The sequence below is a fragment of the Geodermatophilus amargosae genome (assembly GCF_900116515.1).
Taxonomy (GTDB): domain Bacteria; phylum Actinomycetota; class Actinomycetes; order Mycobacteriales; family Geodermatophilaceae; genus Geodermatophilus; species Geodermatophilus amargosae.
On sequence record NZ_FPBA01000018.1, the window covers coordinates 20786 to 46766 of the forward strand.

Below are 25981 nucleotides of genomic sequence, written 5' to 3' on the forward strand. Positions count from 1 at the left end.
GCGCCCGCGCCTCCCGCGTCAGCGGCAGAGGCGGGCGCCGGGCGTGCACACTGGCCTGGTGAGCACCGTGCGGGCCGGCGGGCGGTCCCGCACCGGGACCGCGGACGACGCACCCGTCGACGCACCCGTCGACGCACCCATCGCTGTCCCCGCCCCCGCACCCGCGCCGTCCCCGGCCGGCTCGACCCGCGCCGAACTGCCCCCTCCCGGCCGGCTCGACCACTGGCCCGCCGTCGTCCGGGTGCCGGCGCAGGTCCTCGGCCGCACGGTGGCCAAGGCCTGGCACGACCGCATCCTCGGGCTGTCCGGCGAGGCGGCGTTCTGGCAGATCCTCTCGGTCCCGCCGCTGCTGATCGCCCTGCTGGGGTCGCTGGGCTACCTGGGCAGCTGGATCGGTGCGGAGTCGGTGCAGACCATCGAGGACACGCTGGTCGACGCCTCCGCCGAGGTGCTCACCGCCGACGTCGTCGACTCGCTGGTCCGGCCGACGCTCAGCGACATCCTCACCTCGGGCCGGCTCGACGTCGTCAGCCTCGGCTTCGTGATCACGCTGTGGGCGGGGTCGTCGGCGACGGCGACGTTCATGAACACCATCGTCATCGCCTACGACCAGCGCGACGTCCGCGGCCCGATCGCCACTCGGCTGATGGCGCTGTGGCTGTTCGTCGTGGGCCTGGTGCTCGCGGTGCTGATGCTGCCGCTGCTGGTGCTCGGCCGCGGGGTGCTCGTCGCCCTGCTGCCGCAGCACTGGCAGGAGACCGCGACCGTGCTGATCAACGCCGTCTACTGGCCGGTGGTGCTCGTGGGCCTGCTGCTGGCGCTGACCAGCTTCTACCACGTGATCCTGCCGCGACGGCTGCCCTGGCGGCGGCACCTGCCGGGCACGCTTCTCGCCGTCGCCTTCTTCCTGGTGGCGGCCACGGTGCTGCGGCTCTACGTGTCCGACATCCTGGTCGCCGCCCTGCCCTACGGCGCGCTGGCCACCCCGATCGCGGCGTTGTTGTTCCTGTTCTTCTTCGGCATGGCCGTCCTGCTCGGCGCGGAGCTCAACGCGACGATCCAGGAGCGCTGGCCCGCGCCACCCCGCCGGCACACCCGCCGTGCCCAGCGCCGCCGTGCCGCCGAGCTGGAGACCGAGGCCAAGCGCCTCGGCCTCCGCTGACTCACTCCTTGCGGAGCTGCTCGTAGACCTCCTTGCAGGCCGGGCAGACCGGGCTGCCCGGCTTCGGTGACTTGGTCACCGGGAACACCTCGCCGCACAGCGCCTCGACGAGCGTGCCCATGACGGCGCTCTCGGCGATCTTGTTCTTGCGGACGTAGTGGAAGACCTCGTTGGCGTTGCCGGTGTCCGAGTCGCGGACGTCGGGCTTCTCGAGGAGGTCGGTGTCGCTCACGGTCTCTCCCAGGTTCGGGCGACGGGTCCCGGCGGGCACTCCCGGCCGCCCTCCTGCCGGAGGTGGGCGCCGGGCGCGACCGCCCCGCACACCATGATGGCAGGGTGCCTCCCGAAGCCCCGCACACCGAGCCCCGTCACGCCGCCGCACCGCCCCTGACGCTCTCCCCCGAGGTCGCCGAGGCGCTGGACACCGGTGCGCCCGTCGTCGCCCTGGAGAGCACGCTGCTCGCCCACGGCCTGCCGCGGCCGGACAACCGCGCCGCCGCCGACGACGTCGAGGCGGCCGTCCGGGCCGGCGGCGCGGTGCCCGCCACGATCGCCGTCCTCGACGGCGTGCCGCACGTGGGCCTGACCGCGGAGCAGGTCGACCGGGTCTGCGCCGACCCCGACCTCGCCAAGCTCGGCGTCCGGGACCTGCCGGTGGCCGCCGCGCTCGGGCTGTCCGGCGCCACCACGGTGTCGAGCACCGCGCTGCTGGCCGAGGCCGCGGGCATCGGCCTGTTCGCCACCGGCGGCCTGGGCGGCGTGCACCGCCAGTCGGCCGACACCTTCGACGAGTCCGCCGACCTCACCGCGCTGTCGCGGACCTCGCTGGCCGTGGTGTGCGCCGGCGTGAAGTCCATCCTCGACGTCCCGGCCACGCTGGAGCGGCTGGAGAGCCTGTCGGTCACCGTCGTCGGCTACCGGACGCGCACCTTCCCGGGCTTCTACGTCGCCGACGGCGGCGCGCAGCTGGACTGGTCGGTCGAGTCGCCGGAGCAGGCCGCCGCGGTGCTCGCCGCCCGGCGCGAGCTCGTGCCGGGCGCGGTCGTCGTCGCCAACCCGCTGCCGGCCGACGAGCAGCTCGACCCCGGGCTACACGACCGGGTCATCGCCGACGCGCTGGCCGCGGCCGAGACCGCCGGCGTGCGCGGCAAGGCCGTCACGCCGTTCGTCCTCGACCACCTGCACCGCGCCAGCGAGGGCGCGACGCTGGCCGTGAACGTCCGGCTCGTCCTGCGCAACGCCGAGCTGGCGGGGCGGATCGCGACCGCGCTGGCCGCAGCGGCCCGCTGAGCACCCGTCCGGTCGTCGTCGTCGGCGACCTGGCCACCGACGTCGTCGCCGTCCTCTCCGGGGAGGCGGCGCCGGACTCCGACCGGCCGGCCACCATCCGCAGCCGCGGCGGCGGGGCGGGGGCCAACGTCGCCGCCCACCTGGCCGCGCTCGGGGTGACCGTCACGCTGGCCGGGTGCGTCGGCGACGACCCGGCCGGCGCCGTCCTGCTCGCGGAGCTCGCCGGTGCCGGGGTGGGCCTGGCGGTGCGGACGGTGACCGGGGCCGCCAGCGGCACGATCGTGAGCCTGGTGGAACCCGGCGGGCGGCGGAGCATGCTCGCCGACCGCGGCGCCAACCTCGACCTGCGTCCCGGCGACGTGCCCGCACCGCTCCCCGGCGGGCACCTGCACCTGTCGGGCTACACGCTGCTCGACGAGCGCCCGCGCGCGGCGGGCCTGGCGGCGCTGGCCGCGGCCGCCGCGGCGGGGTGCACCACCTCGCTCGACCCGGCCTCGACCGGGCCGTTGACCGCCTACGGCGTGCCGCGGTGGCTGGCCGACACCGCCGGCGTCGGGCTGCTGTTGCCCAACGCGGACGAGGCACGGCTGCTGTCGGGGTGCGCCGACGTCACCGACGCCGCACGGGCGCTGGCGGCCCGGCACGAGGCGGTGGCGGTCACCCTCGGTGCCGAGGGCGCGCTGTGGGCGTCGGGCACGACCCTGGTGCACCGGCCCGCGCGCCCGGCGCGCGTGGTGGACACGACGGGCGCCGGGGACGCGTTCACCGCGGGGCTGCTGGCGGTGTGGCTGGCCGACCCGCACGGCGACCCGGCCGCCGCGCTGGACGCGGGACTGGCCCGGGCCACCGAGGTGGTCGGCCGCCCGGGCGCGCGCTGAGGTGGCTCAGCCCCCGATGCGTTCAGCTCCCGATGCGCTCAGCCCTCGATGACGGTGCCACCCTCGATGGCCCGCCGCTGGCGGGCCGGGTCGTCGAGGATGCGGTCGGGCCGGGGCGCGACGTAGCGATTCGCGTCGAGCTTCTTCTTCGGCGGCCGGTCGTTGGCCATGACGACGGCGATCCAGGGCAGGACCGTGCCGAGGACCGCGAAGATGATCGCCAGCCAGAGGATCTGGTAGAACGCCGCGGCCAGCACGAGGCTGACGGCACGGACGGCCATGGTGATTACGTACCGCCGCTTCCGGGCGGCGTGCTGCTCGGCCAGGCTGGGCTCGGCCTGGGTGATCAGCACCGGCTCCGACCGGCGGGGTCGTGCGGACTGCTGGCTCGAGGCCACGGACACATCCCTCCGCTGGATCGGGGCACCGACGGCACGGTGTCGCCTGTGGTGGCCAGGTCCCGGTCCCTGCTGGCCGGGCCCCGGGTCTCCCCCCGGTCCGGCTCCCATGGTGCCACCGCGATCGAGGCCGTGCAGGCGCCTCCGCGGACGATCCCGGACCGCTAGGAGCGGGCCGCCGGAGCGGTCGCCGCCGCCTGCTTCGCGGCCTTCTTCGCCTCCTGCTTGGCGGCCCTCACCTCGGCCAGCGACTCCGGCCCAGTGATGTCGGCGACCGACCGCCGCGACCCCTCCTCGCCGTAGGAGCCGGCCGCCTCCCGCCATCCGGGCGGGGTGACGCCGTACTGCTTGCCGAGCAGCGCCACGAGGATCTTCGCCTTCTGCGCGCCGAAGCCGGGCAGCTCACCGATGCGCCGCAGCAGCGTGGCGCCGTCCGGGGCGTCGGACCAGAGCGCGTCGGCGCGGCCGTCGTAGCGCTCGAGGAGCAGCCGGCACAGCGCCTGGGTCCGGGCGGCCATCGAGCCCGGATAGCGGTGCACGGCCGGCGGTCCCTGGAACCAGGCGAGCAGCCGGTCGGGGTCGGCGTCGGCGATCCCGGCGGCCGACAGCGTGTCCACCCCCATGCGGTCGGCCAGCAACCGGGGCCCGGCGAAGGCCCGCTCCATCGGGAACTGCTGGTCGAACAGCATCCCGAGGACCAGCGCGAGCGGGTCGCGCCCCAGCAGGTCGTCGGCCGCCTCGTCCTGGGTGATGCGCACTGTGGGCACCCGGGAAGTGTGCCGGACGACGGCGCTCCGGCCGTCAGGTCCAGCCGGTGGACAGCCGCACGCTGACGCCGCGCTCGTCGCGCCGGATGGCGACGTGGTCGCACAGCTGGCGGGCCAGCCACAGGCCCATGCCGCCGTGGGACAGGTCCTCGCCGTGCGCCGGCCCGTACCCGGCGAAGGGGTCGTCCCAGCCGCGCCCGGAGTCGCGGACGGTGCAGACCAGCCGCCCCGGCGCGGTCCACAGCCGCAGTCCGGCCGGCGGGGAACCGTGCCGGACGGCGTTCGAGGCCATCTCGTCGACGGCCATGAGGAAGTCCTCCAGCACGTCACCGGGGCCGTCGACGGTCTCCAGGAGCGCACGGACGGCGTGCCGCAGGCCGATGTAGTCGGCGATGGCGTCGTCGGCCAGCGCCGGCGCGGTGGTCTCGAGCGGCTCGTCGGGGACGGGGAGGGCGCGCAGGTAGGCGGCGGGGTCGACGTAGTCGGAGTTGGGCACCCACCCGTCCGCGGTGACCAGGCCCGGGTGGGTGTGCCGCGCCGTGGCCAGCAGCGGCTCGGGCAGGCCGGCGCTGAAGACGCACAGTCCCCACAGCGGGAAGGGCGCGAAGGCGTCGTTGATGACGGCCTCGTAGGCCTGCCACTCCCGCCAGTCGGCGACGGTGGCGCCGAAGTCCACCTCCCCGACCACGCGCACCCGACGCCCCGGAGTAGCGTGCTCGGCGGCGAACCGGCGGAACGCGGTGACGGCGGTGGGGGTGCGGGAGCGGTAGAGGGCGTGCCGCTCGACCACGATCACGCGCGGGTCGTCACCGACGGCCTCGCAGATCGGGCCGGCGGTCTCCGGGCCGACGGCGACCACCGCGGCGTCCCCGGCCGCCAGGCCCTCGAGCAGCCATGGGGCGGCGACCTCGGCGACCTGCTCGGGGGCGTCGTAGACCAGAGCGTCGTGCGCGATGCCGACGTCAGGGCCGGCGTCGGGGGCGGCGTCGACCGCGGAGCTCTGGTCCGAGTGCAACGTGGGGTCCCCCGAGGTGGTCACCGGTGCGCCGGTGCACGGGCGGCCGGCCTCACCACCGTAACTCCGGAACGAGACCACCCGATACCCGCCGGGCACCCGGACGGCGGGCGGGCCGGGGGCACTGCCGCAGGATGGGCCGGTGCGTGCGGTGGTGAGCAGGGTGGCCGCGGCCTCGGTGACCGTCGACGGCGCCGTCGTCGGAGAGATCGGCACGGGCCTGCTCGCGCTGGTCGGCGTCGGCCGGGACGACGACGCCGACCGTGCGCTCGGACTGGCGCGGAAGATCCACGAGCTGCGGGTGTTCCCCACGGAGGACGGCGCCCGCTCGGCCGGCGACCTGGGACTCCCGGTGCTCGTCGTGAGCCAGTTCACACTGTATGCCGACACGCGGAAGGGACGCCGTCCCTCGTGGGACGGCGCCGCGCCCGCGCAGGTGGCCGAACCGCTGGTCACGGCCGTCGTCGAGGAACTGCAGCGGCGTGGGAGCACGGTGGCCACGGGGGTGTTCGGCGCCCGGATGCTGGTGTCGTCGGTCAACGACGGGCCGATGACCTTGCTGCTCGAGGTCTGATCGGCGGCGAGCCGGGTACGTCCAGTGACCGAACACACCACCTGTGCGTTCCCTGTGAACCCGGGATGTGCGGAACACCAGGCCCCGGCGGGACCGTTGTACGGGGCGTAACACAACGGACCACAACGGAAGAACAGCGGGTAGCCGCCCGGACAGCGGAGACCCACCCCCAGACGCGGGTGTCCCACCGACCACGAGGGCCGGTGCATGCATCCGAACCCCAGGCAAGGACGAAGACATCCCGTGACGCTCCTCCAGTCTTCCCCCAGTGACGCCCTCGAGGTCCGCTCGCCGCGCCGCGAGCCGGACACCAGTGGCCTGGTGTCGACCGACCTGGTGCGCGTGTACCTCAACACCATCGGCAAGACCGCCCTGCTGACCGCCGAGCAGGAGGTCGAGCTCGCCAAGCGCATCGAGGCCGGCCTCTACGCCGAGCGGCTGCTCAACGAGCGGCAGCTCACCCCGGCCCTGCAGCGCGACTACAAGGCGCTGGCCACCGACGGCAAGGCCGCCAAGCGGCACCTGCTCGAGGCCAACCTGCGCCTGGTCGTCTCGGTGGCCAAGCGCTACACCGGTCACGGCATGACGTTCCTGGACCTCATCCAGGAGGGGAACGTCGGCCTCATCCGCGCCGTCGAGAAGTTCGACTACACCAAGGGCTTCAAGTTCTCGACCTACGCGACGTGGTGGATCCGCCAGGCGATCACCCGTGCGATGGCCGACTCCGGCCGCACCATCCGGCTGCCCGTGCACCTGGCCGAGCAGGTCAACAAGGTCGTGCGGACCCGTCGGCGGGTGCACCAGGAGCTCGAGCGCGAGCCCACCGCCGAGGAGCTCGGTCTCGAGCTCGACATGACGCCCGAGCGGATCACCGAGCTGCTCGAGTACAGCCGCGACCTGGTCAGCCTCGACCAGACCGTCGGCGCCGACGAGGAGTCCCGCCTCGGTGACTTCATCGAGGACGCCGACGCCGCGGTGGCCGAGGACGCCGTGGCCTTCCAGATGATGAAGGGCGACGTGCGCACCGTCCTCGGCACGCTGGAGGACCGCGAGCGCGACGTGGTGGTGCTGCGCTTCGGCCTCGACGGCGGCCAGCCGCGCACGCTCGAGCAGATCGGCAAGCAGTTCGGCCTCTCCCGCGAGCGGGTGCGCCAGATCGAGCGCGAGACGATGGCCAAGCTGCGCGACCCGCAGCGCGCCGACGCCCTGCGCGACTACCTGGCCTGACAGCCAGCAACCGAGAGCCGGTTCCCCGCGGGGAGCCGGCTCTCGGCGTTGACAGGGGCGCCGTTCCGGGCCAGGCTCTTACTCAACCGGATGGTTGAGGAGATGGTGATGACGACGACGGAGCCGACGACGGCGCAGCGGTGGCGGCACCTGGCCGACGACTTCGGACGGCGGGTCGACGGCGTCCCCGCCGGCCGCTGGGACGACCCTGCACCCTGCGAGGGCTGGGTGGCCCGCGACGTCGTCCGGCACGTGGTCGAGTGGATGCCCTCGCTGTACCTGGGTGCCGTCGGCCGGCCACTGCCCGAGGGGCCCTCGGTCGACGACGACCCGGCCGGCGCCTGGCGGGCCGCCGACGCCGCGATCTCGGCCCTCCTCGAGGACCCCGCCGTCGCCTCGCGCCCCACGAGCACCCACGCCGGGGACATGACGCTGCAGGAGCTGGTCGCGATGACCGGCCTCATGGACCTGCTGGTGCACGCCTGGGACCTCGCCCGCGCCACCGGTCAGGACGAGACCCTCGACCAGGCCGAGGCGTCGGGCTTCCTCGCCGGGATCGAGCCCTGGGACGCCGCGCTGCGCGGCAGCGGCCACTACGGCCCGCGGGTCCCCGTCCCCGACGACGCCGACGACCTGACGAAGCTGCTGGCCTTCACCGGCCGGCAGCCCTGAGCGGGCGCCCGCCCCGGTCGGTTGACCGCCCCGGTGCGCGGGACCACGATGGCCGGACCCACCCCGGCCCCGGCCGACGTGCCGTGCGCCCGGTCACCGACGACAGGGGACCCATGAGCGACGTCGAGACGATCCCCGTCCCCCACCTGGGCACCTCGACCATCGGTTACCGGTTCGGCAGGCCCTACGACGCCTCGCTCCCGACGCTGGTCCTGGTCAACTCGTTCACCACCTCCGCCGAGCTGTACCGGCCGCAGTTCGCCGACGAGCGGCTCACGGCCACCGCCAACCTGCTCGCCCTCGAGCCGTACGGCCACGGCCGGACGCGCGCCTCGTACGAGCAGTTCACGTACTGGGACTCGGCCCTCGCCGACCTGCAGGTCCTCGACGCACTCGGCATCCGCGAGGCGTTCGTCCTGGGTACCTCGCAGGGCGGCTGGATCGCGGCCCGCATGGCCGTGCTCGCGCCGCAGAGGATCACCGGCATCGTCCTGCTCGGCACCTCGATGGACGCCGAGAGCCAGCGCAGTCGGGACCTGGGCTGCTGGGACGGCGTCGGCTTCTGCACGCCGGCCATCCACGCACTCGCCGAGCCCGTCGGCGACGACTGGGTCATCCCGGTCGAGCTGGTCGACGCCGTCCTCGCGGAGGGCCTCGGCGGGGACGTGTCGCCCGAGGAGCGCGCGTTCTGGCACCGGACGCACCAGGAGAACTACACCGGCGACGACGGGCGCAAGCGCCTGCGGATCAGCTCCGTCAACCTGCGTGACCGCGACGGCCTGCACGGCCGGCTGGACGGCGTGCGGTGCCCGGTCCTGTGGATGCACGGCACCGCCGACCCGGTCTACTCCGTCGCCAACGCGCAGGACGAGATCGGGCTCTTCACCTCCAGCGCCGGCGCCGAGCTCCGCGTCGTCGAGGGCGGCCGGCACTTCCTGAGCGCCTCGCACCCCGACGAGGTCGACCGCGCGACGGTCGAGTTCATCGAGCGGTGGCGGTAGCCGGCACCCGGGGCGCTCAGGAGGGGTCGCGCATCCGCCGGGGGCCGGGCTCGACGCGGGCGGTCGGCGGGCCGACCCGCACGGTGCCGCCGGCGACCACCAGCGACCGGCCGCCGTGCCAGGGGGCCGCCGGGCCAACGATCACCGGCGAGAGCGTCAGCCCCAGCACCTCGGGCAGGTCGTCGGCCAGCCGCGCCACCCGCAGCAGCAGGTCCTCCAGCGCCGCGACGTCGACCGGCTCCGATCCTCGCCACCCGTCGAGCAGCGGCCATGCCCGCGGCGCGCGCACCAGCTCGGCGGCGTCGAGGTCGGTGAGCGGCAGGGTGCGGTAGGCGCGGTCCCCGAGCAGCTCGGTGGCCACTCCCCCGACGCCGAAGCTGACCAGCGCGCCGAACGACGGGTCGTCGACGACCTCCACCACGGTGGCCACGCCCGGCGCGGCCATCTCCTGCACGATCACCGGGTCGCCGGCCGGGATGGCGGCGAAGGCGGCGCGGACGGCCGCGGCGTCCGGGAGGTCGAGCCGGACCCCGCCGAGGTCGGTGCGGTGCCGGAGCCAGGGCGCCGTGGACTTGAGCACCACCGGGTAGCCGACCGCGTCGGCCGCGGCGACGGCCTCGTCGGCGGTGGTCGCCGTCCGCGTGCCCAGCAGCGGCACCCCGTAGGCGGCCAGCATCTCGAGGATCTCGTCGTCGGTGAGCGGGCGGCCGCCGGGCGACTCGGCCATCGCGCCGAGGACGACCGACCGGGCGCGCGCGGCGTCGACGCCGGCCAGCTCGGGCACCGTGCCCATCGGCCGCCGGCGCCAGCGCGCGTACTCGGTGACCCGCGCCAGCGCGATGACCGCCCGCTCCGGCGTGGAGTAGGACGGCACCGAGCCGCGGGCCGGCATGCCCGCGTCGTCGGGGACGGTGAGCTCCGGCGGGACGCCCTCGGCGGAGAGGAAGGTGGCCAGCACCGGCTTGGCCGAGGCGGTCGAGACCTCGCGCAGCACCCGCCCGAACTCGCCCGGCGGCGTGCGCACCAGCGGCGGGAGGAACACCGCGACGACGGAGTCCACGCCGTCGTCGTCGACCGCCGCCTGCAGCGCGGTGCGGAACGCCTCCGGGCTGCCGTTGGTGCCGATGTCGACCGGTGCCTCGTGCGCCAGGGCCAGCCCCTGGTCGAGGACGGAGTCGGCGACCAGGACCCCCATGGCCGTCGAGTTGCCGACGATCGCGACCCGGTCGCCCGCGGGCAGCGGCTGGTGGGCCAGGAGCAGGCCGACCTCGAAGAGCTGGGCCACGGTCTCCACGCGGATCACCCCGGCCGAGGCGAACAGCGCGGCCACCGACTGCTCGGGCACCGCCACCGACGTGCCGGCCAGCCCCGGGGTCAGCCCGCCGTGCCGGCCGCTCTTCACGGCGACCACCGGCTTGGTGCGGGCGACGGTGCGGGCCAGCCGGGCGAACTTGCGCGGGTTGCCGAAGCTCTCCAGGTGCAGCAGCACGACCTCGGTGCCGGGGTCGGTGGCCCAGTACTGCAGCAGGTCGTTGCCGCTGACGTCGGCGCGGTTGCCCGCCGAGACGAAGCTGGACAGGCCGATGTTGCGGCTGCGCGCCCGCTCGAGGAGCGCGACGCCGAGCGCACCGGACTGGGCGAAGAACCCGACGCGGCCGCGCGCGGGCACCAGCGGGGCGAGGCTGGCGTCGAGCCGGATCGCCGGGTCGGTGTTGACGATGCCCAGGCAGTTGGGGCCGACGACCCGCATGCCCGACGCGCGGGCGGAGGCCACCAGTTGCCGCTCGGCCTCGCGCCCGGCCGGGCCGGTCTCGCCGAAGCCGCCGGAGATGACGACCAGGCCGCGGACCCGCTTGCGCCGGCAGGCATCGACCACGCCCGCGACCTCGTCGGCGGGGACGGCGACCACGGCCAGGTCGACGTCGTCGGGGATGGCCTCGATCGAGGCGTACGCGGGGACGCCGCGCACGTGCCGGACGCCGGGGTTGACGGGGTACACCGGCCCCTCGAAGCCGTAGTCGAGCAGGTTGCGCAGCACGAGGTTGCCGATCTTGGCCTCGTCGTTGCTGGCGCCGACCACCGCGACCGACTTCGGCGTGAGCAACCGGGCGATGGAGCGGGACTCGCTGCGCTGCTCGCGCTCGTAGGCCACGGCCAGCGAGGTCTCCGTGGGGGCGATCGGGAAGGTCAGGTGGACCACGCCGTCCTCGTAGGAGCGGCTGGCCTGGTAGCCGGCGTCGAGGAAGACCCGCACCATCCGGCTGTTCTGGGTGAGCACCTCGGCGACGAAGTTGGTGATCCCCCGCTCGCGGGCCGCGGCGGACAGGTGCTCGAGCAGCACCGAGCCCAGGCCCCGGCCCTGGTGGGCGTCCTCGACGAGGAAGGCGACCTCGGCGTCGGTGGTGCCGGGGTAGCGGTCGTAGCGCCCGACGCCGATCAGCTGCTCGCCGAGCAGCAGCACGAAGGCCACCCGGTCGGTGTGGTCGACGTGGGTGAACCGGTACAGGTCCTTGTCCGACAGCCGCTTCATCGGCCCGAAGAACCGGTAGTAGCGGGTCTGGTCGGAGCTGCGCTCCATCAGGCCGGTGAGCCCCTCGGCGTCCTCGGGGCAGATCGGGCGCAGGTGCACCGTGCCGCCGTCGGCGGCGACGATGTCGGCCTGCCAGTGCGCCGGGGGCTGCGGCGGCTCCTCCTCGTGCGCGGGCGTGGCGGTGGTCCGCTGCTCAGTCACGGGGGTCGTCCGGGTCGAGGCCGAAGTAGGGGAAGGACGCCCTGCGGGTGCGCGACACCGCCCGGTCGACGCGGGACTCGGTGAAGGGGTCCCACGCCGAGAAGCCGGTGTAGCCGCCCTCGGTCATGTGCGTGGGTGGCCGCGCCCGCAGTCCCCGGGCGACGACGTCGTCGCGCCACGACTGCGGGATCGCCGTCACCGGGTCCAGCCGCTCCCCCGTTGCCTCGGCCAGCAGGTGCGTCCAGGCCCGCGGCACACAGCGCACCAGCCCGTAGCCGCCGCCGCCGAGGGCGATCCAGCGGCCGTCGCACACCTCGTGGGCGAGGTCGTGCACCGCCCGGTAGCTGGCCCGCTGGCCGTCGATGGTGAGCGCGAGGTCGGCGAGCGGGTCCTCGTGGTGGGCGTCGCAGCCACACTGGGTGACCAGGATCTGCGGCGAGAAGGCGCGCACGACGCTCGGGACGACGGCGGTGAAGGCCCGTAGCCAGCCGGAGTCGTCGGTGCCGTTGGGCAGGGCGAGGTTGACCGCGCTGCCGAGCGCCTTCTCCGGGTCGCCCGTCTCCTCCGGGAAGCCGGTGCCGGGGAACAGCGTGAGCGGGGTCTGGTGGACGCTCACCGTGAGCACCCGCGGGTCGTCGTAGAAGGCCGCCTGCACGCCGTCGCCGTGGTGGACGTCGAGGTCGACGTAGGCGATCCGCTCGTAGCCCTGGCCGAGCAGCCAGGCGATCGCGATCGCGGCGTCGTTGAACACGCAGAAGCCCGAGGCGCGGTCGCGCATGGCGTGGTGCAGGCCGCCGGAGATGTTGACCGCGTGCTGCGCGCGGCCGGTGTGCACCAGCTCCGCGGCCATGACGCTGCCGCCCGTGATGAGCGCGGCCGCCTCGTACATGCCCTCGAACACCGGGTTGTCCGCGGTGCCCAGGCCGAACGCCTCGTCCGGGTGGGTGGGCGCCCGCCGCACCGCCTCCAGGTAGGCCGGGTCGTGCACGAGGGTGAGCAGGTCCTCACCGGCCGGCGTCGGCGTGACCACCTCCACCCGGCCGGGCGCGAACACGCCCAGGCCGTCGGCCAGGCGCATGGTGAGGTCCAGCCGCACCGGGTGCAGGGGGTGCTCGCCGCCCATCGTGTAACCGAGCAGCGCCTCGTCCCAGACCACGGCCACCGAGTCGCTCACGAGCCCTCCCCTGTCGCCGGCGCCGCTGGTGCCTCCGACGCGCCCGTCCGGACGCTACCGCCGCGCCCGGCCGGGCGCCGTGCCCAGGAAGGCCTCCCCCGCGGACCTGTCCCGCGGAACCCGTTCCGGTCGTCCGCGCGCCGTAGGATCGGGGACGACACGGAGGAGTGCCAGTGAACGACCTCATCGACACCACCGAGATGTACCTCCGCACGATCTTCGAACTGGAGGAGGAGGGCATCGTCCCGCTGCGGGCGCGCATCGCCGAGCGGCTGCACCAGAGCGGCCCGACGGTGAGCCAGACCGTGGCGCGCATGGAGCGCGACGGGCTGCTGACCGTCGAGGGCGACCGGCACCTGCAGCTGTCGGAGACCGGCCGCGAGCTCGCCACCGCCGTCATGCGCAAGCACCGGCTGGCCGAGTGCCTGCTCGTGGACGTGATCGGCCTCGACTACGCCGACGTGCACGAGGAGGCCTGCCGCTGGGAGCACGTCATGAGCGAGGCGGTGGAGCGCAAGCTGCTGTCCCTGCTCGGCAACCCCACGGTCTCGCCCTTCGGCAACCCGATCCCGGGCCTGGACGCGCTCGGCGGGGAGACCTCGGCGGTCCTCGACGCGCTCACCCTGCTCTCCACCACGGCGACCGCCGAGGGCCGGCGGGTGACCGTCCGGCGGATCAGCGAGCAGCTGCAGGAGGACGCCACGCTGCTGCGCACGCTCGCCGACCAGGGGATCCGCCCCGGCGCCACGATGGTGGCGCAGTCGGCCAACGGCACAGTCACCCTCGACGGCCACCCGGTGCCGGCGGGCGTGGCCCAGCACCTGTTCGTCTCGGCACTGGACGAGGACCTGACCCCGGTCGAGGCCGCCGCCCAGCTCTGAGCCCCGCGCCGCGCCGCCAGCGCCCGGTCCTCCGCTCCGGCGGGGGACCGGGCGCTGCTCGTTACGGTGGGCGGCACCGTCCCGTCCCCGTCGCGAGGAGCCCCGGTGAGCCAGCCCGACGCCGTGTCCCACAGCCGGCCCGAGACCGCTCCCGACCCCGATCCGGCGCACCCGTTCGCCCGGCTGTCGGACTTCGTCGCCGTCCCGCGGGTGAGCGGCCTGGCGCTGGCGCCCGACGGCCGGCTCGCCGTCTCGGTGCAGACCCTCGACGCCGAGCGGAAGAAGTGGGTCTCGGCCCTGTGGGACGTCGACCCCGAGGGCCGGCGCGCGCCGCGCCGGCTCACCCGCAGTGCCCCCGGGGAGTCGGCGCCGGCCTTCGCCCCGGACGGCACGCTGCTGTTCGTCTCGGCCCGCCCCGACCCGGGCGCCGGGAAGGACGGCGGTGACCCGAAGCCGGCGCTGTGGGCGCTGCCGGCCGGCGGCGGCGAGGCCCGACCCGTGGTCTCCCCGCCCGGCGGCGTCGGCGGGTTCACCGTCGCCGCCGACAGCGGCGACGTGGTCGTCGTGGCCTCGGCCATGCCCGGCGCCGCCGACGCGGCCGAGGACGAGCAGCGCCGCAAGGCGCGCACCGACGCCGGGGTGACGGCGGTCCTGCACGAGGCCTATCCCGTCCGCTACTGGGACGCCGACCTCGGACCCGCGGCTCCGCACCTGTTCTGGGCCGGCGCCCTGCCCGCCGAGGACCCCGCCGGGGACCGGCCCGAACCGGTGGCCCTGCGCGACCTGACGCCCGACGCCGGGCCGCCCATCGGAGCCGGCGAGTCGGTGACCCTCTCCCCCGACGGGACGCAGGCGCTGCGGCACGAGCAGGTGCCCGACGGGCCCGCCGGCCGGCGCACCCGGCTGGTGCTCCTGGAGACCGCCACCGGGGAGAGCCGGGTACTCGTCGACGACCCGTTGGCCGACGTGCACTCCGGCGCCTTCTCCCCCGACGGCGCCTCGGTCGTGTGCGTGCGCGAGACGCTGACGACCTACGCCGAGCCCCCGGACTACACGCTCCTGCTGGTCGACGTGGCCTCCGCCGAGACCCGCGACCTCACCGCGGGCTTCGACCGCTGGCCCAGCGCCCCGCAGTTCAGCGCCGAGGGCGACGCCGTGTACTTCCTCGCCGACGAGGACGGCCGGCACGCCCTGTTCCGGGTGGAGCTCTCCGGCGGCGGCCCGGTGCGGCTCACCGCCGACGGCGCCTACAGCGACCTGCGGGTGGCCCGCGACGGCAGCGCACTGTTCGCATTGCGCTCGGCCTACGACGAGCCGCCCGCGCCGGTGCGCCTGGACCCGCGCGCGACCGGCCAGCACCCGGAGCCGCTGCCGTCCCCGAGCGCCCTCGGGCCGCTGCCGGGCACCCTGCACGAGGTGCGCGCGACCGCCGCCGACGGCGCGGAGGTGCAGTCCTGGCTGGTCCTGCCGGAGGGCGCGAGCGCCGAGGACCCGGCACCACTGCTGCTGTGGATCCACGGCGGGCCGCTGATGAGCTGGAACTCCTGGTCGTGGCGCTGGTGCCCGTGGGTGATGGCGGCGCGCGGCTACGCCGTCCTGCTGCCCAACCCGGCGCTGTCGCAGGGCTTCGGGCAGGACTTCGTCCGCCGGGGCTGGGGCGAGTGGGGCGGCGCCCCCTACACCGATCTCATGACCGCCGTTGACGCGGCACTGGAGCGCCCGGACGTCGACGCGGAGCGCACCGCGGCGATGGGCGGCTCCTTCGGCGGCTACATGGCCAACTGGGTGGCCACCCAGACCGACCGCTTCAAGGCGATCGTCACCCACGCCAGCCTCTGGGACCTCGACTCCTTCGTGGGCACCACCGACGCGGCCTACTACTGGGAGAAGGAGTGGGGCGACCCGCTGGCCACCCCCAAGCGCTACGAGCAGAACTCCCCGCACCGGTTCGCCGACGCCATCCGCACGCCGATGCTGGTGATACACGGCGACAAGGACTACCGCGTGCCGATCGGCGAGGCCCTGCGGCTCTGGTACGACCTGCAGAAGCGCGCGGTCCCCTCGCGGTTCCTGTACTTCCCGGACGAGAACCACTGGGTGCTCACGCCGGGTAACGCGACGGTCTGGTACGAGACGGTGCTCGCGTTCCTCGCCGAGCACGTCCTCGGGCAGGAGTGGCAGCGGCCCGAGCTGGTCTGAGGCTCACCCGGCGGCGTCCTGCTCGAGGGTGCTGCCGATCAGCGCGCGCAGGGCGGACGGCGGCAGGCAGGCGGCCAGGCCGTCGGCCAGCAGCTGGGGCAGGGCGGCGCCGGGGTCGGCGGCCAGCGCCCGCTCCAGCGCGACGTTGGCCATGGCGCCGTCGCCGCGCAGCCAGGCGCTGACCGCGAGCAGGGTGGCCGGCGGCCCGTCCAGCAGCACGGGCGCGCGGCGGGTGCACTCGCTCCACAGCACCTCGGCGGCCGCCGCGTCCTCGCCCAGCGCCAGGCCGAGCGCGCGGTCGCGCACCTCCGGCAGCGTCAGTCCCCACAGCACCCGGGCCACCCGTGCGTCGGCCAGCCGGGTGGCCGCCGTGTCGGGACCCGGCCGGCAGTCGGCGACGGCCGCGGTGACCGCCGCGCCCGCCTCCGCGGCGACCGCCGCCCGGCCCAGCGCCCGGAGCCGGGCGGCGTGCTCGCGCCCGGCGGACAGGCAGGCGGACGCCACCCCGGCCGCGCCCGGGTCGTCGTCGGACGGGGTGATCCGCGCGGCGAGCGCCTCCCGGCCGGCGGCCAGGACCGCGCCGCCGGCCACCGCCGCGGCAGCCAGCGGGCTCGCCCCGCCGGGCAGGGGCGTGCCCGCGCCGGGCTCGCAGCACGGGTACGGGCAGTCGTAGTCCCACCAGTGGCCCGACCGCACGAGCAGCGCTTCCCGGACCGGCACGTCCCGGGCGTCGAGCGCGAGCACCATCTCGTGCACGAGGTCGCGGTGCGGCAGTTCGGGCGCCGGCGGCAGGAACCCGGCACCGGGCAGCACGGGGACGGCCGCGGCGTCGGGCGTCACGACATCTGGTGCACCGGAGACGACGGCCAGCAGCACGGCCTGCGGCTCGTCGGTGGCGACCTTGCCGGCGAGCGTGTGCGCCAGCGACCGTGCCGCGGCGGGCGGGGGCAGGTCGGCGCGCACGGTCAGGCCGACGCGGCTGCCGCCGGTGCCGCGGAGGCTGACCAGCACGACGGACTCGGCCGGGTGGAAGCCGAGCAGGTGCGGCAGGGCGGCGGCGACCTCGCCGGTGTCGCCGAGCCGGATGACGGGGATCGGGGGTTCGTCCACCCAGCCGACCCTGGGCGCCTCGAGGCCCTCCCGGACCGGACCGGCCACGCCTGTGGAGCGATCGGCCCCTGTGGACGGCGGGTGCCGGGACCGTCGGTGGGTCCTGCCTCAGACCTCGTACTGGACGGCGCTGCGGGCGGCCAGGAAGGGGCGGACGTGCTCGGCGATGACCTCGAGGTGCACGGGGTCGGTGGCGTAGCGGCGGAAGGTCTCCACGTCGGGGAAGTCGGCGACCAGGACGGTGTGCGCGTTGCCCTCCACCAGGCCCGCGTCGGGCGCGACGGTGAACGCCAGCGAGCCGGGCACCTGCTCGGGCAGCCGGCGCAGCGCGGCCACGGTCTGCGCCCGCCGGGCGGCGTCGGCGGCGTCGGACCAGGTGAAGTGCACGACGTGTCGGATCACGCCCCTCACCCTGTCAGGCGGGCGGACCGGGCAGGGTCGGTAGGGTCCGGCGCATGGGACGACGGCTGCGGATCGCACTGCTGTCGTACCGGAGCAAGCCGCACGGCGGCGGGCAGGGCGTCTACGTCCGGGCGCTCTCGCGCGAGCTGACCGACCTCGGCCACTCCGTCGAGGTGTTCAGCGGCCAGCCCTATCCCGAGCTCGACGACGGCGTCCCGCTCACCCGGGTGCCCAGCCTCGACCTCTACCGCGAGCCCGACCCCTTCCGGACGCCGCGCCCCTCGGAGTTCCGCGACTGGATCGATGTCGCCGAGTGGGCCGCGATGTGCACCGCCGGCTTCCCCGAGCCGCTGACCTTCACGCTGCGCGCCGCCCGGCTGCTGCTCCCCCGCGCGCACGAGTTCGACGTCGTCCACGACAACCAGTCCCTCGGCTACGGGCTGCTGCGGCTGCTCCGTGCGGGCGTCCCGACCGTGGCCACCGTGCACCACCCGGTCGCCATCGACCGGCGGCTCGAGATCGCCGCGGCGCCCACGCTGCGCCGGCGGCTGACCCTGCACCGCTGGTACGGCTTCACCGCCATGCAGGCCCGGGTCGCCCCCCGCCTGGACGCCGTCACCACCGTCTCGGAGAACTCGCGGCGCGACATCGGGACCCACCTGCGGGTCCCCGCCTCCGGCGTCGAGGTCATCCCGGTCGGCATCGACCCCGCCGTTTTCACCCCGCCGCCGGCCGGCCGGGCCCGCGAGACCGACTCGATCGTGGTCACCACCAGCGCCGACGTCCCGCTCAAGGGCCTGGTGCACCTGCTCGAGGCGGTGGCCAAGCTGCGCACCGAGCGGCCGGTGCGGCTGACCGTCGTCGGCACCGCCCGGCCCGGCGGGCCGGCGGAGTCCGCGCTGGACCGGCTCGGCCTGCGCGACGCCGTCCGCTTCACCGGCCCGCTGCCCGAGGCCGACCTGGTGCGGCTGCTGCAGACGGCGACCGTGGCGGCCATCCCCTCGCTGTACGAGGGCTTCTCGCTGCCCGCGGTCGAGGCCATGGCGTGCGGGACGCCGCTGGTGACCACCGACGCCGGTGCGCTGCCGGAGGTCGTCGGCACCCAGGCCGGCCTGCGTGTGCGCGCCGGTGACGTCGACGAGCTGACCGCGGCGCTGCGGCTGGTGCTCGAGAAGCCCTCGCTGCAGGAGCAGCTGGGCCGGGCCGGGCGCCGCCGGGTGCTGGCCTCCTACACGTGGCGCTCGACCGCCGAGCGCACGGCCGCCTGGTACGCCGAGGTGCTGCAACGGAAGGGCGCTCTTTGCTGACCGTCGACTACGACCTGCTCGACCTGCGCCCCGGCACGACCGTGCTGGACCTCGGCTGCGGTGAGGGCCGGCACGCCTTCGAGGCCTACCGCCGGGGCGCGCACGTCGTCGCCGTCGACTGGGGCGTGTCGGAGGTGGAGACGACGAAGCAGTGGCTGGGCGCGATCGCCGAGGCCGGGGAGGCACCGGAGGGCGCCCGGTACGAGGTGGTGCGCGGCGACCTGCGGCACCTGCCGTTCCCCGACGCCAGCGTCGACCGGGTCATGGCCTCCGAGGTGCTCGAGCACATCCCCGACGACGTCGCCGCGATGACCGAGATCGCACGGGTGCTCAAGCCGGGCGGGCGGGTCGCGGTCACCGTGCCCCGCTACGGCCCCGAGCGGATCTGCTGGGCGCTGTCGGACGCCTACCACGCCAACGAGGGCGGCCACGTCCGCATCTACCGCGGGGACGTCCTGCGCGCCCGGCTGTCGGTGGCCGGCCTCGTGCCGGGGCGGCAGCACCACGCGCACGCGCTGCACGCACCGTTCTGGTGGCTCAAGTGCGCCGTCGGCGTGGACCGCGACGCCGCCGCCGTGCGTGCCTACCACCGGCTGCTGGTCTGGGACCTCGTGGAGCGGCCGCTGGTCACGCGGGCGGCCGAGAGGGTGCTCGACCCGCTGTTCGGCAAGAGCCTGGTCGTCTACGCGGACAAGCCCGCCGTCGCGCAGGTGGCGGCCGCCCCGGAGCGGGAGAAGACCGCTGCCGCGCGCTGAGCTGCCCGAGCTGCCCGGCGTCCTCGACGGGGTGGCCGTGCGGCGGACGGTGGCCGCGATCGCCGCCGAGCAGGGCCGCGACGGGTCGCTGCCGTGGTTCCGCGGCGGGCAGCTGGACCCGTGGGACTCGATCGAGGCGGCCATGGCCCTCGACGTCGGCGGCGAGCACGCGCGGGCGGCGGCGGCCTACCGCTGGCTGGCCGCCCGGCAGCGCGCCGACGGCTCCTGGGCCGCCGAGTACCGCGACGGGGCCGAGACGCAGCCCGCCGTCGAGAGCAACCACGCCGGCTACCTCGCCGTCGGCGCCTGGCACACCTGGCTCGCCAGCGGCGACGAGCGGCTGGTGACCGAGCTGTGGCCGGCCGTGCGCCGCGGCCTGGACCTCGTCGTGGGCATGCAGCTGGCCTCCGGCGCGGTCAGCTGGGCGCTGCGGCCCGACGGCACGCCCGACGGCACCGCGCTGCTCACCGGCAACGCCAGCCTGTTCCAGGCGCTGCGCTGCGGCATCGGGCTGGCCGGGCTGGCCGGGGAGGCGCAGCCGGACTGGGAGCTGGCCGTCACCGGCCTCGGGACGGCGCTGCGCAGCGACCCCGGCGCCTTCGCCGACCGCTCCCGCTACTCGATGGACTGGTACTACCCCGTGCTGGCCGGCGCGGTGACCGGCGAGCCGGCGCGGATCCGGCTGGCCGCGGACCGGGACCGCTTCGTCGTCCCCGGGCTCGGCGCGCGGTGCGTGGCCGACCACCCGTGGGTGACCGGCGCGGAGACCTGCGAACTGGCGCTGGCACTCGTCGTCGCCGGGGAGCCCGACGCCGCGCTGGAGCAGGTGGCGGCCATGCAGCACCTGCGCCACGACGACGGCTCGTACTGGACCGGGTTCGTCTACCCCGACGACGCCCACTGGCCGGTCGAGCGGACCACGTGGACGGCGGCCGCGGTGGTGCTCGCCGCCGACGCCCTCTCCGGCGCGACGCCGGCCTCCGGGCTGTTCGCCGACCCCGCGGCGCTGCCCGCCCCCGGGACCGCCGACACCGGTTCGCTGCCGCCGATCACGGGCAGGGTGCAGCGGTGACCAGCACCTCCCCCGCGACCGGCACCGCCCGGCGATCCGCTGTCGGCGGCGTCACCGTCGTGGTGATGAGCCGCGACCGGCGCGAGGACCTGCTGGCCACGCTGCCCCGCCACGAGGCGCCGGTGGTGCTGGTGGACAACGGCTCCACCGACGGCACCGTCGAGGCCGTCCGGGCCGCGCTGCCGGACGTGACGGTGCTGCCGCTCGCCGAGAACGTCGGCGCGCGGGCCCGCACCATCGGCGCCGGGCACGCCGGCACCGAGTTCGTGGCCTTCGCCGACGACGACTCGTGGTGGGCGCCCGGCGACCTCGCCCGCGCGGTCTCGATCATGCGTGCCCACCCCCGGCTGGCCGTGCTCAACGCCCGCGTCCTCGTCGGTCCCGAGGAGCGGCTCGACCCGCTGTGCCCCCAGCTGGCGGCCAGCCCGCTGGGCACCCCGCCACACCTGCCCGGCCCGCGGCTGCTCGGCTTCATCGGGTGCGCGGCGATGGTGCGCACCGGGGCGTTCCTCGCCGTCGGCGGGTTCGACCCGGTGGTGCGGTTCCCCGGCGAGGAGGAGCGGCTGTCCCTCGACCTCGCCGCCGCGAGCTGGGACATCGCCTACGTCGACTCGGTGACCGTGCACCACCACCCCTCGACCCGCCGGCACGACGCCGCTGCCCGGCGCGCGGCGATCGGGCGGTCGAGGGTGCTGACCGCGGTGATGCGGCTGCCGGTGCGCGACGTCGTCCGCACGGTGCTCGCTGCGCTGCGGGCCGGCGCGCCGGCCCGCCGCGGGCTGGGCCGGTCGCTGCCGGACCTGCCCGCCGCGCTGCGCCGCCGGCGCCGGCTGCCCGCGCACGTGCTGGCCGACCTGCGGCTGCTCGCCGGGGACGCCGGGTGACGGCCACCGAGGCGGACCCGCAGGCGGCCGGCACCGGCGCCGAGGCGCGGGTCGCCGTCGTCGTCATCACCCACCAGCGCCGCGACGAGGTGCTGGTGGCGCTGTCCCGGCTGCTGGAGCTGCCCGAGCAGCCGCACGTGGTGCTGGTCGACAACGGCTCCACCGACGGCACCGCCGACGCGGTCCGCGAGCGCTTTCCCGCCGTGGAGCTCATCGCGAGCCCGGAGAACCTGGGGGCGATCGGCCGCAACGTCGGCATCGACCGGCTCGCGACGCCGTACGTGGCCTTCTGCGACGACGACACGTGGTGGGAGCCGGGGTCGCTGCGCACCGCGGCCGACGTCATGGACGCGCACCCGCTGCTGGCCGTGGTGACCGCGCGGATCCTCGTCGAGCCCGGCGCCCGCGAGGACCCGATCGTGCCGGAGCTGCGCGACTCCCCCGTCCCCGGCGCCGACTGGCTGCCCGGCCCGGCGCTGGGCTCGTTCCTCGCCGGCGCCAGCGTGGTCCGGCGGGAGGCGTTCCTGGAGGTCGGCGGGTTCAGCGAGCGGCTGTGGCTGGGCGGCGAGGAGGAGCTCATGGCCGGCGACCTCGCCGCGGCCGGCTGGGAGCTCTGCTACCTGCCGTCGCTGACCGTGCACCACCAGGCGTCCCGGGCCCGCGATTCGCACCGCCGCCGGCGCGACGGCATCCGCAACACCCTCTGGACGACGTGGCTGCGGCGGCCGCTCCGTCCCGCGCTGCGCCGGACGCTGCACCTGCTGGCCACGCTGCCGCGGGACCGGGTCACCGCGCAGGGGCTCCTGGCCGCGGTCCGCGGGGTCCCGTGGGTGGTGCGCGAGCGGCGGGTGCTGCCCCCGCACGCCGAGGCCCGGTTCGCCGCGCTCGACGCCGTCCAGCGCCGCTCCACCGCCCGCCGCTACGTCAGCTGAGCTGACGAGGCATAGGAAGCTCTACGCACGTCTGCGACTCCGATACGTGCGTATTGCTTCCTTTGCCTCGCCGCAGCGCTCAGCGGGCGCAGGTGATGCAGGTGCGGGCGCTGGGGCGGGCGGCGAGGCGCTCGGGGGCGATCGGCCCGCCGCAGGACTCGCAGCGGCCGTAGGTGCCGGCCTCCACGGCGGTGACCGCGGCGTCGACGTCGGCCAGGCGACGGCGCGCGGCGGCCAGCAGCGCCGCCACCTGCTGGCGCTCGAAGGCGATCGTCGCGCCCTCCGGGTCGTGCTCGTCGTCGGCGTTCGACGCCCGCGACGCGGCGACGATGGCGTCGAACTCGCGGGTCAGCGCCTCGATCTGCGCCAGGGCGGCCGCCCGCTCCGCCCCGAGCGGGTCAGCGGACACGGCGCAGCAGGCGCAGCGAGCCGGTGCCGGGCAGCTCGGTGAAGTCCCCGGAGTCCAGCACCCGCCGGTAGACGCCGAACGGCGCCTGGCCGCCGTCGGCGGGGTCGGGGAAGACGTCGTGGATGGCCAGCGTGCCGTCGACGGCGAGCTTGGCCACCCAGGCGTCCTGGTCGCGGCGCGCGGACTCCTCGGTGTGGCTGCCGTCGAGGAACAGCAGCGCCAGCGGCGTCGACCACAGCGGAGCGAGCACCTCCGACCGCGTGACGACGGCGACGACGACGTCCTCGGCCCCGGCGTCGGCGATGGTGCGGCGGAACCGCGGCAGGGTGTCCAGGAGCCCGACGGCGGGGTCGACCAGCGACGGGTCGTGGTACTCCCAGCCCGGCTGGTGCTCCTCGGAGCCGCGGTGGTGGTCGACGGTGACCACCCGCCGGCCGGTCTCCCGCGCCGCGGCGGCGAGGTAGAGCGCCGACTTGCCCATCCAGGAGCCGATCTCCAGCAGCGGGCCGGGCACGGCGACCGCGCGGGCGGCCTCGTACAGGGCGCGGCCCTCGTCGTCGGGCATGAAGCCGGGCGCGGACCGGGCGGCGGCCAGCAGGTCGGAGCTCACCGGGCGAATCTCGCACGCAGGGACGACAGGCTCCGCTCGGGGGCGGCACCGGCCGCCGTCCCGGCCGCGGTGGCGAAGAACGCGCCGACTGCCGTCGTCACCGGGACCGCCAGCACCAGGGCGATCGCGCCGACCATGGTGCGGATGACCTCCTCGGCCACCACCGTGCTGGTCAGGGTGACGCCGGCCGGCCGGGTGTAGACCTCGAAGAGGAGCAGCAGCGGCAGCGCGGCCCCGGCGTAGGCGAAGACGATCGTGTACACGGTCGAGGCGATGTGGTCGCGGCCCACGGCCATCCCGCGGCGGTAGAGCTCCCTCCGACCCATCGCCGGGTCCACCTCGTGCAGCTGCCAGATCGCCGAGGCCTGGGTGATCGTGACGTCGTTCAGCACGCCGAGCCCGGCGACGACGACCCCGGCGATCACCAGGCCGGAGAAGTCCAGCGTCGGGTCGAAGGTGCCGAGCTGGACGGTCTCCTCGGTGGTCAGCCCGGTCAGCTTCGCCACCCCGACGGCCACCGAGCCGAGCGCGGTCACCAGCGTGAGGCCGAACAGGGTGCCCACGAGCGCCGTCGTCGTCCGGGCCGACAGGCCGTGCGCCAGGTAGAGGACGACGAACATGATCGCCGCCGAGCCGACCAGGCTGACCAGCGTCGGCGAGGACCCGGCGAGCAGCGCGGGCAGCACGAACTGCAGCAGGACGAAGAACGCGAAGGCCAGGCCCACCAGGGCGGCGAGCCCGCGCAGCCGGGCCACCGCCCCGACGACGACGGCGAAGGCCACGGTGAGCACGACCATCGGCGTGGTGCGCTCGAAGTCGGAGAACTGGTAGTTCGGTCCGCCCTGGGCGCCGGGGTCGCGGGTCAGCACGATCGTGTCGCCGTCGGCCACGCCGTTGGCCACGACCTCGGCCGGCAGGTCCACCTGCTGGTAGTCCCCCGCGCCCTCGCCCTCGAGCACCTCGACGACGGCGGTCGCGCAGGTCGCCGCGGCGGTGCCGGCGTCCCCGCACGGCAGGGTCTGCAGCGACACCACCCGGGCGTCGGCGTAGGTGGTGCCCGGCGGCAGGAACGTCGCCGCGACCTGCTCGGCGCGGGTGGGCTCGCCGCCCGGCCACAGGACGAGGAGTCCGACGACCGTGGCCAGGCCCACCGGCACCAGGAGCAGGAGCATCAGCCAGACCGCGCGGCGTCGCCGGGTCAGCGTCTCCGGGCTCGGCGGCGGCGCGTCGGGATCGGGCCCGTGGCTGTGGGAGTGGGGCGGCACCCGGCCAGGCTAGGAGCAGCGGCTGCCCGGCCACCGCCCGACACCGCGGTCAGGCGCTCCGTCCGTCGGGCCCGTCGGGCCGCCGCGACTGGGCGCCGGAGGTGGGGGCGCCGCCGGCGTCGGCGGGTCCGGCGCCCTGCTCCACCACCTCGAAGCGGCGCCACAGCCCGGTGAGCTGCAGCGGCCGGGCGACGGCGGTCGGCGGGTCGACGAGGGCGACGGTCACCGCGCGCGGAGAGGTCATCCGCTGCAACTGCACCAGCACGGCCATGCCGGCGGAGTTCATGTAGGACACCCCGCCCAGGTACAGCTCCACCCGCGACAGCGTGGGCACCGACAGCATCTGGTCGGTGACGGCGCGCACCAGCGGCCGGCGCGCGGCCTCGGTCAGCTCCCCGGTGACGGTGATGGAGCTGCGGTCGCCGTCGAGCGTGGCGACCACCTCGGGCTCGCCGTCGTGGCGCTCGTCGGGTGCGGGGTCGGCCGGTCCTCCGCTTCCTCGGTGCTCGTCCATGTCCGGAGTCTGCCCCCGTTGCCCGCCGTCCATGCAAGGTCGGAACAACTCCGTGCGCGAGATGTTTACACCGGCGTGCAGCCGAGGTAATCTCCAGTTGCCACTGGAGGTTCTTCCTCAGGCAGCGAACTGCACACCGGATCTCCCAGGAGGTTCACCAGTCATGATGCTGACCGCGTACGACCCGTTCGCCGCCACGAACGCCGCCTTCCGCGCGCTGGACCAGCTCACCGGCCGCACCGGCACCGCCCGCCAGCTGTCCGGCATGCCGATGGACGCCTACCGCGTCGGCGACAAGTTCGTGGCCCACTTCGACCTGCCGGGCGTGGACCCGGGCTCGATCGACCTGTCGGTCGAGGGCACGACCCTCACCGTCAGCGCCGAGCGCTCGGTCCCGCAGCTCGAGAACGCGGAGTGGGCCGTCGCCGAGCGCCCCTACGGCGCCTACACCCGGCAGCTGGTGCTCGGCCGCAGCCTCGACACCGACCGGCTCGAGGCGAGCTACCACGACGGCGTGCTCACCGTGAGCATCCCCGTGGCGGAGAAGGCCCGCGCCCGCAAGATCACCGTGACCCGTGCCGACGTGCCGGCCGCGGTGGAGAGCCGGACCATCGAGGGCGAGTCGGGGTCCGCCCAGGGCGGGACCAAGGCCGTCGAGAGCTGATCAGCCAGCTGATCGGCGACCGCGCGCGGGGCCGGGCCGGTGCGGCCCGGCCCCGCGCCGTGTCCGCATCACGTGCCGGCGAGGAGGA

General features: G+C 75.5%; 27 protein-coding genes. 15 read left to right on the forward strand and 12 right to left on the reverse strand.

Going from position 1 to position 25981, the window contains the following annotated elements:
- The first annotated feature begins 58 nt into the window (after window positions 1-58).
- Window positions 59-1162: a YihY/virulence factor BrkB family protein gene (locus BM414_RS19990; RefSeq protein ID WP_245784850.1), complete on the forward strand. Its 1104-nt coding sequence runs from the start codon at window positions 59-61 to the stop codon at window positions 1160-1162.
- Between the two features lies 1 nt (window position 1163).
- On the opposite strand, the gene BM414_RS19995 is transcribed toward BM414_RS19990, so the two are convergent.
- Window positions 1164-1394: a DUF3039 domain-containing protein gene (locus tag BM414_RS19995; RefSeq protein ID WP_093582423.1), complete on the reverse strand. Its 231-nt coding sequence runs from the start codon at window positions 1392-1394 to the stop codon at window positions 1164-1166.
- 104 nt (window positions 1395-1498) lie between these two features.
- On the opposite strand from BM414_RS19995, the gene BM414_RS20000 reads away from it, so the two are divergent.
- A complete protein-coding gene (locus tag BM414_RS20000) occupies window positions 1499-2452 on the forward strand; it encodes a pseudouridine-5'-phosphate glycosidase (RefSeq protein ID WP_217644834.1) in 954 nt (317 codons plus the stop codon).
- Entirely contained in the window at window positions 2449-3330 is an 882-nt protein-coding gene (locus BM414_RS20005; protein ID WP_093582427.1) for a carbohydrate kinase family protein, read from the forward strand. Before BM414_RS20000 ends, BM414_RS20005 begins: the two co-directional genes overlap by 4 nt.
- 38 nt (window positions 3331-3368) lie before the next feature.
- Here the strand turns inward: BM414_RS20005 and BM414_RS20010 are convergent, their stop codons facing one another.
- The 3 genes from BM414_RS20010 to BM414_RS20020 all read right to left on the reverse strand — a co-directional run bounded on the left by BM414_RS20010 (window position 3369) and on the right by BM414_RS20020 (window position 5534).
- Window positions 3369-3728 (reverse strand): DUF3099 domain-containing protein, encoded by a 360-nt coding sequence (locus BM414_RS20010; protein ID WP_093582429.1) that lies wholly within the window; start codon window positions 3726-3728, stop codon window positions 3369-3371.
- A 164-nt stretch (window positions 3729-3892) separates the two neighbouring features.
- Window positions 3893-4495, reverse strand: coding sequence for an HhH-GPD-type base excision DNA repair protein (locus tag BM414_RS20015; RefSeq protein ID WP_093582279.1), 603 nt, complete (start codon window positions 4493-4495; stop codon window positions 3893-3895).
- A gap of 34 nt (window positions 4496-4529) precedes the next feature.
- Window positions 4530-5534 (reverse strand): anti-sigma factor RsbA family regulatory protein, encoded by a 1005-nt coding sequence (locus tag BM414_RS20020; RefSeq protein WP_245784851.1) that lies wholly within the window; start codon window positions 5532-5534, stop codon window positions 4530-4532.
- Window positions 5535-5652: 118 nt separating this feature from the next.
- Here BM414_RS20020 and dtd point away from each other — a divergent pair, with 118 nt between their 5' ends.
- From dtd to BM414_RS20040, 4 genes are all read left to right on the forward strand, one after another.
- Window positions 5653-6084 carry a D-aminoacyl-tRNA deacylase gene (dtd, locus tag BM414_RS20025; RefSeq protein ID WP_093582281.1) on the forward strand — a complete coding sequence of 144 codons (432 nt, stop codon included), beginning with the start codon at window positions 5653-5655 and terminating at the stop codon, window positions 6082-6084.
- Between the two features lie 243 nt (window positions 6085-6327).
- Window positions 6328-7311: an RNA polymerase sigma factor SigB gene (gene sigB, locus BM414_RS20030; RefSeq protein ID WP_093582283.1), complete on the forward strand. Its 984-nt coding sequence runs from the start codon at window positions 6328-6330 to the stop codon at window positions 7309-7311.
- Window positions 7312-7419: 108 nt separating this feature from the next.
- Window positions 7420-7983, forward strand: coding sequence for a TIGR03086 family metal-binding protein (locus BM414_RS20035; RefSeq protein WP_093582285.1), 564 nt, complete (start codon window positions 7420-7422; stop codon window positions 7981-7983).
- A 113-nt stretch (window positions 7984-8096) separates the two neighbouring features.
- Window positions 8097-8984 (forward strand): alpha/beta fold hydrolase, encoded by an 888-nt coding sequence (locus tag BM414_RS20040; RefSeq protein ID WP_093582287.1) that lies wholly within the window; start codon window positions 8097-8099, stop codon window positions 8982-8984.
- 16 nt (window positions 8985-9000) lie between these two features.
- Here BM414_RS20040 and BM414_RS20045 read toward each other — a convergent pair whose 3' ends face one another.
- Together BM414_RS20045 and BM414_RS20050 are read right to left on the reverse strand one after the other, a co-directional pair.
- On the reverse strand, window positions 9001-11715 hold the full coding sequence (locus BM414_RS20045; protein WP_093582288.1) for a bifunctional acetate--CoA ligase family protein/GNAT family N-acetyltransferase: 2715 nt from the start codon (window positions 11713-11715) through the stop codon (window positions 9001-9003).
- The gene (locus BM414_RS20050) at window positions 11708-12889 is read right to left on the reverse strand and encodes an acetoin utilization protein AcuC (RefSeq protein WP_093582290.1); all 1182 of its coding nucleotides are present in this window, start codon (window positions 12887-12889) and stop codon (window positions 11708-11710) included. The genes BM414_RS20045 and BM414_RS20050 overlap by 8 nt, the downstream gene beginning before the upstream one ends.
- A 173-nt stretch (window positions 12890-13062) precedes the next feature.
- Here BM414_RS20050 and BM414_RS20055 point away from each other — a divergent pair, with 173 nt between their 5' ends.
- Together BM414_RS20055 and BM414_RS20060 are read left to right on the forward strand one after the other, a co-directional pair.
- A complete protein-coding gene (locus BM414_RS20055; protein ID WP_093582292.1) occupies window positions 13063-13770 on the forward strand; it encodes an iron-dependent transcriptional repressor DtxR in 708 nt (235 codons plus the stop codon).
- Window positions 13771-13875: 105 nt separating this feature from the next.
- Entirely contained in the window at window positions 13876-15969 is a 2094-nt protein-coding gene (locus BM414_RS20060) for a S9 family peptidase (protein ID WP_245784852.1), read from the forward strand.
- Between the two features lie 3 nt (window positions 15970-15972).
- Here BM414_RS20060 and BM414_RS20065 read toward each other — a convergent pair whose 3' ends face one another.
- On the reverse strand, window positions 15973-17079 hold the full coding sequence (locus BM414_RS20065; protein ID WP_093582434.1) for a DUF4192 domain-containing protein: 1107 nt from the start codon (window positions 17077-17079) through the stop codon (window positions 15973-15975).
- Between the two features lie 108 nt (window positions 17080-17187).
- A complete protein-coding gene (locus BM414_RS20070; RefSeq protein ID WP_093582294.1) occupies window positions 17188-17481 on the reverse strand; it encodes a Dabb family protein in 294 nt (97 codons plus the stop codon).
- Between the two features lie 53 nt (window positions 17482-17534).
- Here BM414_RS20070 and BM414_RS20075 point away from each other — a divergent pair, with 53 nt between their 5' ends.
- The 5 genes from BM414_RS20075 to BM414_RS20095 are packed head-to-tail and all read left to right on the forward strand — an operon-like array spanning window position 17535 to window position 22431.
- Window positions 17535-18788, forward strand: a complete 1254-nt coding sequence (locus tag BM414_RS20075) for a glycosyltransferase family 4 protein (RefSeq protein WP_175551703.1) — start codon at window positions 17535-17537, stop codon at window positions 18786-18788.
- Complete coding sequence (locus tag BM414_RS20080) at window positions 18782-19543, forward strand: class I SAM-dependent methyltransferase (protein WP_093582296.1); 762 nt, start codon at window positions 18782-18784, stop codon at window positions 19541-19543. The genes BM414_RS20075 and BM414_RS20080 overlap by 7 nt, the downstream gene beginning before the upstream one ends.
- A 31-nt stretch (window positions 19544-19574) precedes the next feature.
- A complete protein-coding gene (locus tag BM414_RS20085) occupies window positions 19575-20615 on the forward strand; it encodes a prenyltransferase (RefSeq protein ID WP_245784853.1) in 1041 nt (346 codons plus the stop codon).
- Entirely contained in the window at window positions 20612-21499 is an 888-nt protein-coding gene (locus tag BM414_RS20090) for a glycosyltransferase (protein WP_245784854.1), read from the forward strand. Before BM414_RS20085 ends, BM414_RS20090 begins: the two co-directional genes overlap by 4 nt.
- Window positions 21496-22431, forward strand: a complete 936-nt coding sequence (locus tag BM414_RS20095) for a glycosyltransferase family 2 protein (RefSeq protein ID WP_093582298.1) — start codon at window positions 21496-21498, stop codon at window positions 22429-22431. Before BM414_RS20090 ends, BM414_RS20095 begins: the two co-directional genes overlap by 4 nt.
- A gap of 79 nt (window positions 22432-22510) precedes the next feature.
- Here BM414_RS20095 and BM414_RS20100 read toward each other — a convergent pair whose 3' ends face one another.
- The 4 genes from BM414_RS20100 to BM414_RS20115 are packed head-to-tail and all read right to left on the reverse strand — an operon-like array spanning window position 22511 to window position 25229.
- Entirely contained in the window at window positions 22511-22840 is a 330-nt protein-coding gene (locus BM414_RS20100) for a TraR/DksA family transcriptional regulator (RefSeq protein WP_093582300.1), read from the reverse strand.
- Entirely contained in the window at window positions 22830-23450 is a 621-nt protein-coding gene (locus BM414_RS20105) for a class I SAM-dependent methyltransferase (protein WP_093582302.1), read from the reverse strand. Before BM414_RS20105 ends, BM414_RS20100 begins: the two co-directional genes overlap by 11 nt.
- Window positions 23447-24715, reverse strand: coding sequence for a YibE/F family protein (locus BM414_RS20110; RefSeq protein WP_093582304.1), 1269 nt, complete (start codon window positions 24713-24715; stop codon window positions 23447-23449). The genes BM414_RS20105 and BM414_RS20110 overlap by 4 nt, the downstream gene beginning before the upstream one ends.
- Before the next feature lie 49 nt (window positions 24716-24764).
- Window positions 24765-25229 (reverse strand): STAS domain-containing protein, encoded by a 465-nt coding sequence (locus BM414_RS20115; RefSeq protein WP_093582306.1) that lies wholly within the window; start codon window positions 25227-25229, stop codon window positions 24765-24767.
- Window positions 25230-25392: 163 nt separating this feature from the next.
- Here BM414_RS20115 and BM414_RS20120 point away from each other — a divergent pair, with 163 nt between their 5' ends.
- A complete protein-coding gene (locus BM414_RS20120) occupies window positions 25393-25893 on the forward strand; it encodes an Hsp20/alpha crystallin family protein (RefSeq protein WP_093582308.1) in 501 nt (166 codons plus the stop codon).
- Window positions 25894-25981: the final 88 nt, after the last annotated feature.